At 32.0% G+C, this 14,655-nt stretch carries 15 protein-coding genes and 1 tRNA gene; 12 read left to right on the top strand and 4 right to left on the bottom strand.

The genetic code is table 11. The features are described 5' to 3' along the window. The first annotated feature begins 351 nt into the window (after positions 1–351). The 5 genes from AWE51_RS01380 to AWE51_RS01365 are packed head-to-tail and all read left to right on the top strand — an operon-like array spanning position 352 to position 2,504. Positions 352–702 carry a cupin domain-containing protein gene (locus AWE51_RS01380; protein WP_066308366.1) on the top strand — a complete coding sequence of 117 codons (351 nt, stop codon included), beginning with the start codon at positions 352–354 and terminating at the stop codon, positions 700–702. Between the two features lie 18 nt (positions 703–720). Continuing rightward, on the top strand, positions 721–888 hold the full coding sequence (locus AWE51_RS26830; RefSeq protein WP_198403784.1) for a hypothetical protein: 168 nt from the start codon (positions 721–723) through the stop codon (positions 886–888). A gap of 49 nt (positions 889–937) precedes the next feature. Beyond that, positions 938–1,990 carry a beta-1,6-N-acetylglucosaminyltransferase gene (locus tag AWE51_RS01375; protein WP_066308364.1) on the top strand — a complete coding sequence of 351 codons (1,053 nt, stop codon included), beginning with the start codon at positions 938–940 and terminating at the stop codon, positions 1,988–1,990. Then, positions 1,968–2,177 carry a hypothetical protein gene (locus AWE51_RS01370; protein ID WP_066308362.1) on the top strand — a complete coding sequence of 70 codons (210 nt, stop codon included), beginning with the start codon at positions 1,968–1,970 and terminating at the stop codon, positions 2,175–2,177. Before AWE51_RS01375 ends, AWE51_RS01370 begins: the two co-directional genes overlap by 23 nt. Before the next feature lie 24 nt (positions 2,178–2,201). After that, entirely contained in the window at positions 2,202–2,504 is a 303-nt protein-coding gene (locus AWE51_RS01365; protein ID WP_066308359.1) for a co-chaperone GroES, read from the top strand. Between the two features lie 117 nt (positions 2,505–2,621). Here AWE51_RS01365 and AWE51_RS26330 read toward each other — a convergent pair whose 3' ends face one another. The 4 genes from AWE51_RS26330 to AWE51_RS01345 form a co-directional block, all read right to left on the bottom strand. Continuing rightward, positions 2,622–4,415, bottom strand: coding sequence for an alanine racemase (locus AWE51_RS26330; protein WP_066308356.1), 1,794 nt, complete (start codon positions 4,413–4,415; stop codon positions 2,622–2,624). Further along, positions 4,397–5,488, bottom strand: coding sequence for a DUF1611 domain-containing protein (locus AWE51_RS01355; protein WP_066308354.1), 1,092 nt, complete (start codon positions 5,486–5,488; stop codon positions 4,397–4,399). The genes AWE51_RS26330 and AWE51_RS01355 overlap by 19 nt, the downstream gene beginning before the upstream one ends. Positions 5,489–5,533: 45 nt before the next feature. Beyond that, complete coding sequence (locus AWE51_RS01350) at positions 5,534–5,716, bottom strand: hypothetical protein (protein WP_066308352.1); 183 nt, start codon at positions 5,714–5,716, stop codon at positions 5,534–5,536. Positions 5,717–6,647: 931 nt separating this feature from the next. Further along, positions 6,648–6,720 (bottom strand) — tRNA-Phe (locus AWE51_RS01345). A gap of 98 nt (positions 6,721–6,818) precedes the next feature. Between AWE51_RS01345 and AWE51_RS01340 the strand changes: the two genes are divergently transcribed. The 7 genes from AWE51_RS01340 (at position 6,819) to AWE51_RS01310 (ending at position 14,613) form a co-directional block, all read left to right on the top strand. Then, a complete protein-coding gene (locus AWE51_RS01340) occupies positions 6,819–7,550 on the top strand; it encodes a type III pantothenate kinase (protein WP_066308349.1) in 732 nt (243 codons plus the stop codon). Then, positions 7,547–8,791 (top strand): porin family protein, encoded by a 1,245-nt coding sequence (locus tag AWE51_RS01335; protein WP_066308348.1) that lies wholly within the window; start codon positions 7,547–7,549, stop codon positions 8,789–8,791. The genes AWE51_RS01340 and AWE51_RS01335 overlap by 4 nt, the downstream gene beginning before the upstream one ends. A 15-nt stretch (positions 8,792–8,806) precedes the next feature. Further along, on the top strand, positions 8,807–10,177 hold the full coding sequence (locus tag AWE51_RS01330) for a tetratricopeptide repeat protein (RefSeq protein WP_066308347.1): 1,371 nt from the start codon (positions 8,807–8,809) through the stop codon (positions 10,175–10,177). After that, positions 10,177–10,734: an LPS export ABC transporter periplasmic protein LptC gene (lptC, locus tag AWE51_RS01325; RefSeq protein ID WP_066308341.1), complete on the top strand. Its 558-nt coding sequence runs from the start codon at positions 10,177–10,179 to the stop codon at positions 10,732–10,734. Before AWE51_RS01330 ends, lptC begins: the two co-directional genes overlap by 1 nt. Before the next feature lie 96 nt (positions 10,735–10,830). Further along, complete coding sequence (locus tag AWE51_RS01320) at positions 10,831–11,022, top strand: hypothetical protein (RefSeq protein WP_066308339.1); 192 nt, start codon at positions 10,831–10,833, stop codon at positions 11,020–11,022. Between the two features lie 3 nt (positions 11,023–11,025). After that, positions 11,026–12,315 (top strand): hemolysin family protein, encoded by a 1,290-nt coding sequence (locus AWE51_RS01315; RefSeq protein WP_066308337.1) that lies wholly within the window; start codon positions 11,026–11,028, stop codon positions 12,313–12,315. 177 nt (positions 12,316–12,492) lie between these two features. Continuing rightward, positions 12,493–14,613 carry a peptidylprolyl isomerase gene (locus AWE51_RS01310; protein WP_066308335.1) on the top strand — a complete coding sequence of 707 codons (2,121 nt, stop codon included), beginning with the start codon at positions 12,493–12,495 and terminating at the stop codon, positions 14,611–14,613. Positions 14,614–14,655: the final 42 nt, after the last annotated feature.

Here is a 14,655-nt window from a genome sequence, read left to right as displayed (position 1 = left end):
GTATAACTGGCTAGATGTCCTCATTTCTAAATATTACAAAAAAGTGTGATATATGTAAAGTAGGTTTAACCTGATGTAACGCAATAAGTAATTAATTGACTGATTTTTGTATACATCTAAATACCCTTAATGGGTATGTTGTTTATAATCTAAAAAGAACGGAAAATCATGTCAAAAGAAAAAGAAGGTAAAGCCAAGTCAGGTAAAAAAGCACCTGCAAAAAGTTTGAAGGAAAAAAGAGCAGCAAAAGCGGCAAAAAGAAAACAAAAAAGGAGTGATGATTAAGGTTTGCGAAAGAAACCATCTAGATTAGCTTCTCCTCGTTAGTCTTAATCTTCTAACATCTTATCAATGAAAAATAGTGAATTAGAAAAATCTTGTACGCATGCATTAACTGATACTGTTGACTATATTCCTGGATCTGTGGTTATGAAAGCAATCCTGAAGAAAAAAACAGGGACTGTAACTATTTTATCATTTGATACAGGAGAAGCATTACCTCCAAAAATATCTCCGTTTGATAGTCTCATTCAAATTATAGATGGAGAAGCTGAGATTATTATTAATGAAAAATCTTGTACAATAGAAACTGGTCAGGTAATTATTATCCCCGCTCATGCAAAGAATGTAGTAAAGGCCAATAAGCGTTTTAAAATGCTGTCAACCATCATTAAGAGTGGTTATGAAGATATGAGTATTTAAAATTTAAATATAAAGCATATGGTAGGTCAAGAAAGTAAATTCAAACCAGGTGATACGGTTTATGCTAAGGTAAATCCCGAGGTTAAATTAATTGTGCGGTTATACTACCGCCGAATATATTACTGTACGTATGCCCAAGATACTAAGAAAAAAGAAGTAGTGTTTTTTGAAAGAGAGCTTTTATAATGATTACTTAAAATGACAAAAGTTAAGAACAAAATAACACATATATAAAATGACCCAAGAATTAGGTATACCAAAAAAGCAAAGCTTTGATTTTAACACCCAAAGAAAGAAGATAAAGATTGCCTACTTCATATTAGTTAAACATTTTCCTAAACAGTTCAAACGACTGTTTAAAGCCATTCATCATCCAGAAAACCACTACTTAATTCTTATCAATCAAAAAACTGATATCAATACAATAAGGGATATTAAAACTTTTTTGGAAGATTATTCCAATGCTTATTTCTTGAAAAGTACAACCATAGACAGAGGAAAATATAATAGGATTCAATCCCAACTTAATGGTATGAAGTATCTCTTAAACCGCTGTCTCAAATGGGATTTCTTTATTAATCTAAGCGGTCAGGATTTCCCCTTAAAATCACAAGATTTTATTCTTGATTTTTTGAATAGAAATAAAAGTAAAAACTTCATAAAAATAGTAAGTCAAGTTAGAGTACGCCCTGATACGCTGAGCCGTGTCGAAAACTATTTTCAAGAGATAGATGTTGGCTTTTTGGGTGTACCTTATAAAAGATCTTTTATGAAAAATGTGACCTCTTATGTCGGGGGACAATGGATGATATTGACCAGATCATGTTGCGAATTTATCTGTCATAGTCCAGAAGTGAAAAAATTTGAAGATTTTTATGATAAGATCCTAATTGCTAATGAATCATTTTTTCAAACTATATTAATGAATACTTCATTCAAAGAAACAATTATTAATGATGATAAAAGAGCTGTGATGTGGTTAGCTGATGGAGATGTCAATGTGAAACCAAAAACTTTTACAGGATTAGATATTGACTTTTTAATGCAGGAAGAGAACTTTTTTGCCCAAAAATTCGATGAAGGAGTAGATGAATCTATATTGGAGATTTTAGAAGAAATTTTAAAAACAGATGAGATAAAAAATGATGCTAAAAGTATTAGTCTTAATCTCATTCCAAAGCCTGATGTTTCTACAGAAATAAATGTCTTATTAGATCCAAGAACAATCATAAATCCACCAACTCAAATAACTAGGCAATTACTTAATGGAAACAAAAAAAATGGCTAAAACACATATTACAAGAAGTTGGAGAGAACAAAAGGTAATGCTCAAACGAAGATTTACTTTTTTATCTGACAAGGATTTTGACTTTAGAGATGATCAAAAAGAAATGATGCTTGATAGCCTTGCTCTTAAACTTAAGAAAACCAGAGTAGAGCTAGAATCGCTTTTTGCAGAGCTTCAAACTTATTGAATCATAATAATTAATAAAAAGATCATGCATAAATTCAAAATTCAACCACTTGCCGATGGAGTCTTGGTAAAAGCAGATATAGCAAAAGAAAAATCAAGGGGAGGTATTATTATTCCTGATGCAGCTAAAGAAAAACCTCAAAAAGGGATTATACTAGCCGTAGGAAAGGGTAAAAAAGATGAACCTATGACTGTAAAAGTTGGTGATACCGTATTATATGGTAAATATTCTGGAAATCAGGTTACTATTCAAGGTATTGATGCGCTTATTATGAAAGAGTCAGACATTTTTGGTATTATTCAGCCAAATACGTTAAAACTTATATAAGAATAGTGAAACAGATATATGAGAAAAGAAGATATAAATGGGTCCAAACATATTTTAGTTGAAGTGCTACGAGCGTATAGAACGAGAAAAGATTATTGAATTGAGTATACAACATATCTAAAGATAATAGAACACTTTATCTGGATGATTAAGAGTTGTCGATTGTACATACGACGCCTTTAAAATACCATAATTAGCGTATTCCTTATTCTTTTCTACTGCCCAACCAATATTACCATAGTCAAAATGCCAATATTCTTTGTGGTCACATACAAAACCTTCATCTTCAAAGAGTTTTATCAGAAGTTTGCGATTTTTCTTTGCTTCTTCATTAATATCAGGGTGTTTAGGATAACATTTTTTATTTAAATCAATATGCAGTCCATTGTTGGTTCCAAAATCCATTACGCATTTCTTTCTCAAATCATAAATCAGAGCATCAACGGCCCCTCCTGTTGAATGGGTAGATTGCCTTTTTGGAGCAATAAACATTGACACTATTTCGTTAATTTCTTCTGCTGTTTTTTTAGGGTATTTCTTTTTCATAAAACTGGTTTTTTGATCCCATAGTTTTTGCTGATGTTCAAATGATCTCCATGCTGATCTGATAATTAGTTTTTTGCCCTGAGCATCCAGAAGCTTACTGATTCGACCTATTTTTTTATATACCTCTTTTCTAACCAAATACCGATAGTTTTTTTGAATGGACTTTTCAAATATTAAATTAAAATCCGAATCCTGGAGACTTATCAATGGAGTGTAATCTTCTTTGATCGGCATAATAGCGGTATTCTTTTTGTGCAACCTATCTTTTTCTTCTATTATGGCGCAATACTCCTTTGCACTTATAGGAGTGATAATGTTTTTAGAAATATAGGATGAATTCATAGCGGTAACTAATGCGCCATACTTTAATGTAAATGATACATCACTACCAACTTTTAAGTCCTCCTTTTTGGCATTGATTATAATGTGATCACCACCTGCTCCTAAGATTTCAATATCCAATTTTGGCGTTAACCCAGTCACCATTACATCTTGAACCCCCATTGCCAGTATAGCACGTCGTATCATGCCTTGGTCTTTAAACTTTGGTTTGTTTCCAAAAGCATCCAGACCGATCTCTCCATTTGGTACTGATGACTTGTTTTTCAATTCTATAACTTCGGCTACCAGCATAAAAGCATCTTGATAGAGTTTTGGGATAGGTTTTCTGGTTAAAGGTTCATTACCTAAAAATATAGATTCTCCTAATCTCAAATTAGTTATCCTTCCAACATCTTTTGTAGTTTTGAACCAATTATAATTAGCCGAATTTCCACCAGAAATTATCGATAGTTTAATGTGAAACTTTTTTTCAATACTAGTGGCAATAGCAGACAGTATATTCATCTTTTCTGCTGTGGGTTTAACTCCCGAAAAACAAGCAAGATTTGTGCCTATTCCTTCAAGTTTGATGCCTTTTAAAGTTAATACTTTTTTGATCGTGTTTTCTAATTGTGATGGCATAATACCTTCTCGCAGATCTCCTAATTCGATCATGATTATGATTTTATGAATCTTACCATGTAGTATAGCAAATTCTGAAATTTTTTTTATAACAGACAACTCTGAATTTAAACTCATATCGGTATCCAACACTACTGATTCTGCTTGACTTATCATAGGAGTCCTAATCAATAAAAAAGTGGCTTTCACATTGGCCTTCTGCATTTTTTTGATATTGGCTATTCTTGAGTCGGCAAGAATTTTAACTCCGCTTTTTACCAAAATATTTGCAATATGTGGATGCGCACATACTCCTTTGGTAACAACAATTATGTCTATACCTTTTGATCCAAAAAGGGAGCTTAAAACCTTAGTATTATGAGCAATTTTGCGAAGATTAATATCTATTCTTGGGGTTGACATAGTATTGGGTTGACACGAATTAAATCAGGAAATATTTCTTTAAGTTTTTCTACCAGTTTACTGCAGTCGCTTTTTAAAACATCAGTAACAGGTAATTGATATTTTTCTTCATAAATCTTTGTTGTATGTTCAACTTCTTGGTCATTCATATCTTCATGATTGATTGTAATAGCTATTACCTTGGATCCAGAGAAAATTTCTATCATTTTTATTTCACTTTCAAGTGTTGGCATAGGAATTTTGGGAAAATCACACCTGGTACGTCTTTTTGGCGGATGCTGTAGGATAATAGCCTTAGGCATAGCACCTCGAATAATTGCGCTCGAAGAGGTAAATGCTGGATGACTAAGTGCTCCTTGACCTTCTACTACAATAATATCAGGTTGTTCTTTGAGTGCTTCCAGAATAGCATTTTCAACTTCTCCAGTCGCGAAACCAGAACTTAGAACATCTATCGCAATACCATATTTTGAACCTTGAAGTATTCCTGTCTGGCCTGTAGTTATGAAGATGGCATTTAATCCCTCATTTTTTAGGGCTTCTACTAACTTAATTGCTGTAGTTCTTTTACCAACTGCACAATCTGTTCCAGATACTGTTATAACAGGAATTTGAATTTCTCTTATTTGACCTGTAAAGTGATGAAGATTTTTTTTAGCAGGAGGTTTTCTTACATCAAAAATAGATACATTATATTTTTTTGAGAGATGAATACAAACTTCATCATCTGAAAGAAACTCTGGAAGTCCATTTACAATATGCATTCCAGTCTTAATGGCGGTGTACACAATTTTTTTTTCTTCGTCACTAAGTAATGACTCTAGAGGAGCAATTCCGTAAATAAAATATTCTGGAACGCTGTCTAATACTTCAATGGCTTTATTAAAATTATGGAATATGGGTATCCCATTTTTAATTCCATCAAGATATTCTCCTGCGTCAATACCTGATTTTGTGCTATCAATAACACCAACAATTTTATACTTTTCAGAATGTCTTACAAGACCATTTGCTACTTTGCCATCCAGTTTGCCAAATTCATTTTCGCAATAGACAATTGCTGATGTTTTCATAATTTTAGTGATTTTAGATAAAAAGGAATCGATTTTAGACAGAGTTTAACTTCCGACTAATGCTCTTGCAGACAAACCTAGTTCCCATCTATCAGGATCATTTTGAAATCCACAGTAATAGATTCCATCAATATACCGTTTTACTATCAGCGAAATGTTAGGGTTTATTTTAGTAAATACCGTATCACCTACTTCAAATTTTAGAACTATATTTTTATTTAGTTTCATAATTAATATTAGAAGAGGTTTGTTTTTATTTCTTTTGATCCCCAGAGAATTAGCTTATTAATAAACAGTCCCTGAGGATAAAAAGAATCAGCAAAAAAATGACAATGTTAAAGAATCCGTTCGAATGGCTTTAAGAGCCAGATTGATTATGTGTTGCCATTTTATATTAAAATTGATTTGTGTATTGTTTTAATACTTTCTTACCAAAAAACATTAGTTTTTTGAGATTTTATTTAAGAAAGGCAGAATTTTTAACTTCTGCCTTTTTATTACCTGAAATGTTTTGTAGTATCTATCAAATACTTCGCATGCATTATCATTTTGGTAATTCTAGGGCGTTCAGTATTCATTTCTGAAAACAATTATGTTTTCATTTTATAAAATTTATTACAAAGATCTTTATAATTAGTTGATGTAAGGTTATACAATAGGAATTGAATATTACATAAATCATAGGTTTTTAGTTTTTTGTAAAAAACTGTCTTAAACATTAGGGAGTTAACAGCTATTTCTTTCCAAAGTTTTCGTCTTTAATTTAGAATCGTAATAAGGATAAACTTTTTTAGCAAATACATATCTCTTCCATCTAGAAAAAATGTCCTTCGAGGAAAATGACCGTTTTGGGCATTCATAAAACGATAAGATACCTTTATTCCTTTTTAAAGTGTATTTTCCTGTAATACTTATTAGGGTTTTACATTTTGAACATCTAATTCCCATTTTTCCCCAGAGAAGGTAGGTTTATTCTTAGATTGTCTTTTATGAGAAAGATTTAATAAGTTTTTCGTTATTTTTATGGGCTCACGAATAAACAGCAGCGATTGGATAAGTCGTAAAATCTAACGAAAAAATCCTTTAAAAACACAAGTGATTGCAAATTAATGTTTTAAATACAAAAAAAAGCCCAAACATATTGTTTGGGCTTTTAAGGTGGTGCCTCCAGGAATCGAACCAGGGACACAAGGATTTTCAGTCCTTTGCTCTACCAACTGAGCTAAGGCACCTTGCTGTAAGCGGATGCAAATATAGAACCCTTTTTTTAATACTCAAAAGAAAATTTTAAAAAAATCGTTTTGTATTTTTGCAACTTATAAAAATAGACATGAATCTTATCATAGATGTAGGTAATACATTTACCAAAATAGGAGTGTTTGATACATCAGAAATTATTTATAAAGAGATAGTTAAGCTAGAGGGGCTTATTCCGCAAATTGAAAAAGTAAAAAAAAAATACCCTTTACTTAAAAATGCAATTATTTCTTCAGTTTCTGATTTACCTAAAAGCTCTATTGTTCATATTAAAGCTCTTTTTAATACTATAGTGGTAGATCATTTGGTTGAAATGCCTTTTACAAACTTATATAAAACACCAAAAACTTTAGGAATCGATAGATTGGCTTTGGTTGCGGCGGCAGTGGATCAATTTCCCCAAAAAAATGTTTTAGTAATCGATGCTGGAACTTGTATCACCTATGATTTTAAAAATATAAAAGAAGAATATTTAGGAGGAGCTATAGCGCCAGGAATCCGATTAAGATATAGTAGTCTGAATAACTTTACAGCAAAATTACCGTTGCTAACATTAAAAGACCCAGAAAATACTATTGGGAATAGTACAGAAGAAGCCATTCATTCTGGCGTAATAAATGGAATTTTACATGAAATTAATGGAGTAATTGAAGAATATTGCAACATTTATTCTGATTTAACAGTTATTTTAACCGGAGGAGATGCACATTTTTTGTCTAAAAGATTAAAAAATGGCATATTTGCCACTTCCAATTTTTTGTTGGAGGGTTTAAACTACATTTTAGTTTTTAATAATAGTAGATGATAAAGAAGATTTTAGTAGTCATGTTAATGGTTGTAACCTTAACATCTTATGCGCAGGAAGGTACTTCATCACCATATTCTTTTTATGGAATAGGAATCCAGAAGTTTAAAGGAACGGTTGAGAATAGATCTATGGGGGGGTTGAGCGTTTTTACAGATAGTATTCATGCAAACCTTCAAAACCCAGCATCTTTTGGAGAACTTAAGTTAACAACTTATGCCCTTGGTACATCATATAGTAATTTTAAAATAAGTAATAGTACAGAATCATCATCTGGAGATAATGCTTCGTTAGATTATTTGGCGATAGGTATTCCTGCAGGAAAATTTGGTTTTGGTTTTGGGGTTATCCCTTTAACATCTGTTGGATTTCAGCTTAATTCTGTAGAAAGTGATAATTCAGAGCAACGCTTTACTGGAACAGGAGGGCTGAACAAAGTGTTTGTAGCTGCGGGATTCAAAGTTAACAAGAATCTAAGTGTTGGTATGGATTTTAATTATAACTTTGGAAATATTGAGAATAAGGCAATATTAACACGACCGACTGTACAGTTTGATACTAGAGAAATTACGAATTCGGATCTATCCGCATTTAGTGTCTCTTTAGGAGTGGTTTATAAAAGAATGATAACTGATAAGTTAGAGTTGTTTGCATCTGTTGTTTCTACACCGTCTTATAATCTTACTGCTGATAGTACTAGAGAGTTATCTTCAGTATTAGTAACCACGGATGGACGAGAAACAGTGATAGATAGACAAGAAACAGATTTAGGTAATAATGATATAGATATCCCTGCCGAGTTTAAATTTGGTAGTGGTATAGGTGAGAAAAGAAAATGGTTTGTTGGAGCCGAATACACGTATTTAGATGTAGGTGATTATTCTAATGCGGTGTTTATTCAGGATAATGTAGCATATGAGAATGCCGCTAAATTTAGAGTTGGAGGTTTTTACATCCCTAAATATAACTCGCTAACAAGTTACTTTAAAAGAGTAGTTTATAGAGCAGGTATTCGATATGAAGAAACGGGATTAAATATCAATAACACTTCAATTGATGAGTTTGGCATATCTTTTGGAGTAGGGTTACCTGTAGGACGATTATTCTCTAATGCCAATATAGGCATAGAGTATGGTCAAAGAGGGACAACTGATTTAGGATTAGTAAAAGAAGACTTTTTTAATATATCTATAGGTTTGTCACTAAATGACAAATGGTTTAGAAGAATAAAATTTAATTAACACAATTTTACAGCTATGAATACCAAGTTTTTATTTACAATAGCAGCAGGATTAGCTTTAAGTACTAGTAGTATTAGTGCTCAAGCTACAGACTGTGCAACCACGGCTTCAATTGCCTATGAGCACGCTAAAGTGAAAAATTATCAAGCGGCTGAAGAGCCTCTTTGGAAAGTAAGAAAAGAATGCCCAACATATAGCCTTGCTACATATCAATTTGGAGAGAAATTATTAAAGGACAAACTGAACAAAGCAGCAGCGGCTGATAAAAAAACCATAGCTAATGAGCTTATAACATTACTTAAAGAACGTTTTCAATATTTTCCTTCAAAAACCAAGATAGGGAACATGCATGGTGCTATTGGTCAAATAATGTTTGATAATAAAATAGGTACAATAGATACGCAATATGCAGAGTTAGATAAAGCTTGGACAGAAGATAAAGATAATGTGAGTAATCCTAAAAATGTATATACTTATTTTTATTTGCTAGTTGAGTTACATGAAAAAGGTAAAAGAGAACTTCAAGATGTTTTTGATCTTTATGATGGCGTGATTGAAAAAATTGAAGACGAAGAAAGTAAAAAAGCAAAAATTATTGCCGAATTAACAGAAAAAGAAGAATCTGGTACTGCTTTAAGCTCTAAAGAAAAGAAAAAACTAAGCAGATCAGGAAAAATTCTATCGAATTATAGTAAGGTAAAAGCTGGAGTAAACCAAAAACTTGGTGAACTTGCAGATTGTAAAAACTTAATACCTTTATATACAGGTCAGTTTGAAGCTAAAAAGACCGATATAAACTGGTTAAAAGGAGCAGCAAGTAGAATGTCCTCAAAAGAGTGTACAGATGATCCTTTGTTCTTTAAGCTTGTAGAAGCTTTACATAAAGCAGATCCTTCTGCTAAGACAGCTTATTACTTAGGGATTTTAGCTTTAAAAGACAAAAAGACTTCTGTCGGATTAAAGTATTTTAATCAATCTGCAGAGTTAGAAACTAAGAGCAGTGATAAAGCTAAAGTGTATTTTAGAATCGCTGAAGTTTTGAAAAAGCAAGGAAGCAAAGGAAAAGCTAGAGGGTATTACAGAAAAGCTTTAAAATATAGACCTTCTATGGGTACTGCATATCTTAGAATTGCGTCAATGATCGCAAGTAGTGCTAATAACTGTGGTACAGATGTTTTTAGTAAAAGAGCAGTATATTGGTTGGCAGAAAATTATGCAAGAAGAGCAGGTAAGGTTGATCCTAGTTTAAAATCAACAGCAAGTAAGACTGCTGCAAATTATAAAGCTAAGGCTCCATCAAAAACGGATATCTTTAATAACCCTGGTGTTAGTTCTGTATCTATCGGATGTTGGATTGGAGAAACAGTAAGAGTTCCTAAGCTATAATGCAAAACAAAAAATACCATATATTATTCAACATTGTCATAGCTTTTGCTGTGACAATGTTTTTTTCATGCAATTCAAATACTCGCAGTAGCTCAAGATATCTAATGTCTGAAGAAGCTCCAATTGCCGAAGGATTTGATTTAAACCTTAAGTATACCGATTCCGGAAGATTAACGGCAATATTAAAGGCGCCTAGAGTGTTTGATTTTACGAATAAATCTTTTGGGTATTATGAATTTCCAGAAGGGATCATTTTGGATATCATAGATAAAGAAGGAAAAGTTAGTGTGATTACTTCAGATTATGCAATTTCATATCAACAAACAGGTTTGATAGATATGAGAGGAAATGTTGATATTCAAACTGCAGATAGTACACATTTGCAGGCAAAACAACTCTATTGGGATAAAAGCATAAACTGGGTTTTTACAGATCAGCCGTATAAAAGCTACCTTTCAGACGGTAATATTAACGAAGCCGATGGTTTTGATGCTAATCAGGATTTTACTATATTGAATTCAAGAATTAACGATGGTGTAATTCTTATAGAAGATTAATTCTCCTAATCTACTGTATGAGAATATATATTCTTGTTGTAGCTTAGCACCAAATTTAATTTTTTACATATCACCTAAAAATATAACAATAAGAACATGAAAGTATTTAAGTTCTTCGAATATGCTTATCTGGCAATAATGTGTTTCTTTTTATATCAAGCATATGCAGACTGGGGATCAGGAGAAGGTAGAAGTTATATGTATATCGTTTTTGCATGTATAGCGGTTTTTATGTTTTTCTTTAAAAGGAATTTTAGGAAGAAGTTTGATGCCAATAACAAAGACTGATTCATGGAATTCCAAATCATCGTTGTTGTACTTTCACTTATCCTTTCGGCTTTCTTTTCGGGTATGGAAATAGCCTATGTTTCCTCTAATAAAATTCATATTGAAATTGAAAAAAAACAAGGAGGATTTATTTCGAATATTCTTACTCGATTAACGAAAAAGCCTTCAAAGTTTATTGCTACAATGTTAGTGGGTAATAATATAGCTTTGGTTGTGTATGGTATTTATATGGGGGATATATTGATTGATGTATTCGAATCGTATTTGCCGTCAGAATTTTGGATGTTTGATTATGCTGTTACAGAGCTTAGGTTATTGACTCATACAATAATTAGTACAGGGATCATTTTAATTACGGCAGAGTTTCTGCCCAAAGTTTTTTTTCAAATCTATTCAAATACATTACTTAAGGCGTTTTCATTTCCGTCATATGTCTTTTACTTGATATTTTCTCCTATTTCTTGGTTTGTCATTCGAGTATCAGATTTTGTGTTGAAAAAATTTTTTAAAACCGATGGCGATGAGGTGCAACTGGCATTTAGTAAAACAGAATTAGGAGACTATATAAGTGAGCAGATGGAAACTGTAGAAGAACATGACGAAGTGGATAGTGAAATACAGATTTTTCAAAATGCCTTAGATTTTTCAGATGTAAAATCTAGAGAAGTCATGATTCCTCGTACAGAAATAGTGGCTGTCGAAAAATCTCAATCTATAGAAGAAGTAAGTAAACTTTTTATAGATACAGGGTTGTCAAAAATATTGGTTTTCAATGGCACTATAGACGATATAATTGGTTATGTGCATTCATTTGAATTGTTTAAAAAACCTAAATCTTTACGTTCTATTTTAATGCCAGTAGTCTTTGTTCCAGAAACGATGTTTGTTAAAGATGTTCTTAATCTTTTGACCAAGAAACATAAAAGTATGGCTGTGGTTATTGATGAGTATGGTGGCACCAGTGGTATTATTACCGTTGAAGATATTGTTGAAGAACTTTTTGGAGAAATTGAAGATGAACATGATTCAATAGAATTAATTGAAGAGCAGTTATTAGAAAAAAAATATCGTTTTTCAGCAAGAATAGAAGTAGATTATATTAATGAAACCTACAAATTAAATTTACCTGAAGGTGAAAATTATGAGACTCTTGGGGGAATGATTGTAAATCATACAGAAGAAATCCCAGAACAGGACGATATTGTGGTTATAGATAATTTTAAGATTAAAATTAAAGAAACTTCAAACACTAAAATTGAAATCATAGAACTTGAAATATTGTCTATTGATTAATCTTTTAAAAGATAAAAACAATTCTCGACAATAGGTTTACTGTCTTATAGATGTGTTAAAACCGTATTTGTTTTTAGTTAAAAAAACAAACCTTTATTTCTTTAATCTTTAATTGGTATTATTACAATAAAATGGTATTTTCGCCCACTATATTTCAATGAATTATTATAAAATACCATGGCAGTTTTAAATAAAATCAGACAACGCTCCATTTTTCTAATTGTAATCATAGCCCTAGCACTTTTTTCTTTTGTACTAGCAGACTTGATTCGTAATGGAGGTGCAATTTCTCAAAAAGCAGAGAATACAATCGCTACAATAAATGGAGAGGATATTGATAGAACAGAATTTGCGAAAAAAGTAGAAGCAGCTTCTAGAAATTTTGGAGGAAACGGATCTAGTATTCAAGCTGTAAATTATGTTTGGAATCAAGAAGTACGTCAAGTTGTTTTTCAAGAACAGTTTGAAGAGTTAGGGATTAAAGTCGGTGAAGATCAGGTTAATCAATTGTTAGAAGAATCACTTGCGAATAACCCAACATTTCAAAATGAAGCAGGTGTTTTTGATAAAGCTAAAATGCAAGAATATGTGGCAAATGTGAAAGCTACTTCGCCTCAAGCATATCAGCAGTGGTTAGATTATGAAACTTCTATAAGTAAAGGTGCTGTAGAAGAGACATATTTAAATATGATCAAAGCAGGAGTTGGTTCTACTTTAAAAGAAGGAGAGCTAGCATATAAGATGGAAAATGACAATGTGGATATAAAATATGTTCAATTACCATTTTCAAGTATTCAGGATTCAGAAGTTACTGTTTCTGATGCTGAAATCAAATCTTATATAGATGCACATGCATCACAATATAAGGCAGAAGCTTCAAGAAATATTAGTTATGTTTTGTTTAAAGAAGTTGCAAGTGCAGAAGATGAAAGTGAGATTATGACCAAAGTAGCTGCTTTATTAGATGATAAAGTACAATTTTCTGAAGCTACAAAAACAAACGATACCGTACTAGGTTTTAAAAATGTTGAAAATGCAGAACAATTTATTAATCAATATTCTGCTATTAAATTTGATAGTCGTTTTAAATTTAAAAAAGATTTACCTACTTCTGTAGCAGATACAATTTATAATCTACCTATTGGTGGAGTGTATGGGCCTTATAAAGATGGGGAGTATGTTAAGTTATCTAAAGTAATTGCTCAGAAGCAGATACCAGATTCTGTTAAGGCAAGTCATATTTTAGTGTCTTGGGAAGGACTTCGTACAGCTGGGGATACAAAACGTACTAAAGAAGAAGCAAAAACATTAGCCGATAGTATTGCTAATGTAATAAAAAGCAATAAAGATAAATTTTCAGAACTTGCAGCGGCATTTTCTTCTGATAGTTCAAACAAAGATAAAGGAGGAGATTTAGGATATTTCGTTCCTGGAGCAATGGTTCCTGCTTTTAATGATTATTGCTTTGATAATGAAGTTGGAGATCAAGGAATTGTTGAAACACAATTTGGATATCATGTTATACGTATAGAGGATCAAAAGAATGAGCAAAAAGCTATTCAGGTTGCTACTGTAGCTCAGAAAATAGAACCTAGCGAAAAAACAATCAATACTATTTTTACAGAAACAACTAAATTCCAAATTGCTGCTAGAGATAAAGATTTTGCTGAAGTTTCTAAAGAAAATGGATTAGCAGTAAGACCAGTAAATAAAATTAAAGAATTAGATGAAAATATACCTGGTGTAGGAAGTCAAAGATCTGTAGTACAGTGGGCGTTTAAAGAAGAGGTTAAAGTAGGTGAGATAAAACGTTTTGATGTGCCAGAAGGATATATTGTAGCTCAATTAACAGGGAAATCTGAAAAAGGTAATATGAGTGTTGAAGAAGGTAGTGCAGTGGTTAAACCGATATTGATTAAAGAAAAGAAAGTAGAAATGCTTAAAAATAAAATTTCTGGATCAACTATTGAAAATATTGCTAGTAGTGCTAGTCAAACTGTGAAAACAGCTTCAGCATTAAACATGAAAACACCTACAATTAGTGGTGCAGGAACAGAGCCAAAAGTAGTTGGTACTGCTTTTGCTTTAGAAATAGGAGCTGTTTCTGGTCCTATAGTAGGTAATAATGGAGTATATGTTATCGAGGTAACCAAAAGTACACCTGCTAGTGGTTTAGATACATATATGAGTTATGCAGTACAAGCAACAAAGGCGCAATCAGGTTTAGTTAATTCTAAGGTATTTGAAGCACTTAAAGAAGCTGCAGAGATCGAAGATAAAAGAGCTAAATTCTACTAGTTAATAAAACTAAATAAAAGATAAAAAAAATCCGGAAGAAAT

Origin of the sequence: Aquimarina aggregata (genome assembly GCF_001632745.1) — a bacterium.
Taxonomy (GTDB): Bacteria; Bacteroidota; Bacteroidia; order Flavobacteriales; family Flavobacteriaceae; genus Aquimarina; species Aquimarina aggregata.
Note: the sequence above shows the minus strand (reverse complement) of the source record. Positions and strands in the feature narration are given on the sequence as shown.

Excerpts from the sequence above, each read along its gene's own strand:
- AWE51_RS01340 (WP_066308349.1), top strand. The coding sequence starts at position 6,819 with ATGAATCTTATCATAGATGTAGGTAATACATTTACCAAAATAGGAGTG.
- AWE51_RS01330 (WP_066308347.1), top strand. The coding sequence starts at position 8,807 with ATGAATACCAAGTTTTTATTTACAATAGCAGCAGGATTAGCTTTAAGT.
- AWE51_RS01320 (WP_066308339.1), top strand. The coding sequence starts at position 10,831 with ATGAAAGTATTTAAGTTCTTCGAATATGCTTATCTGGCAATAATGTGT.
- AWE51_RS26330 (WP_066308356.1), bottom strand. The coding sequence starts at position 4,415 with ATGTCAACCCCAAGAATAGATATTAATCTTCGCAAAATTGCTCATAAT.
- AWE51_RS01380 (WP_066308366.1), top strand. The coding sequence starts at position 352 with ATGAAAAATAGTGAATTAGAAAAATCTTGTACGCATGCATTAACTGAT.
- AWE51_RS01370 (WP_066308362.1), top strand. The coding sequence starts at position 1,968 with ATGGAAACAAAAAAAATGGCTAAAACACATATTACAAGAAGTTGGAGA.
- AWE51_RS01315 (WP_066308337.1), top strand. The coding sequence starts at position 11,026 with ATGGAATTCCAAATCATCGTTGTTGTACTTTCACTTATCCTTTCGGCT.
- AWE51_RS01355 (WP_066308354.1), bottom strand. The coding sequence starts at position 5,488 with ATGAAAACATCAGCAATTGTCTATTGCGAAAATGAATTTGGCAAACTG.
- AWE51_RS01365 (WP_066308359.1), top strand. The coding sequence starts at position 2,202 with ATGCATAAATTCAAAATTCAACCACTTGCCGATGGAGTCTTGGTAAAA.
- AWE51_RS01335 (WP_066308348.1), top strand. The coding sequence starts at position 7,547 with ATGATAAAGAAGATTTTAGTAGTCATGTTAATGGTTGTAACCTTAACA.
- AWE51_RS26830 (WP_198403784.1), top strand. The coding sequence starts at position 721 with ATGGTAGGTCAAGAAAGTAAATTCAAACCAGGTGATACGGTTTATGCT.
- lptC (WP_066308341.1), top strand. The coding sequence starts at position 10,177 with ATGCAAAACAAAAAATACCATATATTATTCAACATTGTCATAGCTTTT.
- AWE51_RS01310 (WP_066308335.1), top strand. The coding sequence starts at position 12,493 with ATGGCAGTTTTAAATAAAATCAGACAACGCTCCATTTTTCTAATTGTA.
- AWE51_RS01350 (WP_066308352.1), bottom strand. The coding sequence starts at position 5,716 with ATGAAACTAAATAAAAATATAGTTCTAAAATTTGAAGTAGGTGATACG.
- AWE51_RS01375 (WP_066308364.1), top strand. The coding sequence starts at position 938 with ATGACCCAAGAATTAGGTATACCAAAAAAGCAAAGCTTTGATTTTAAC.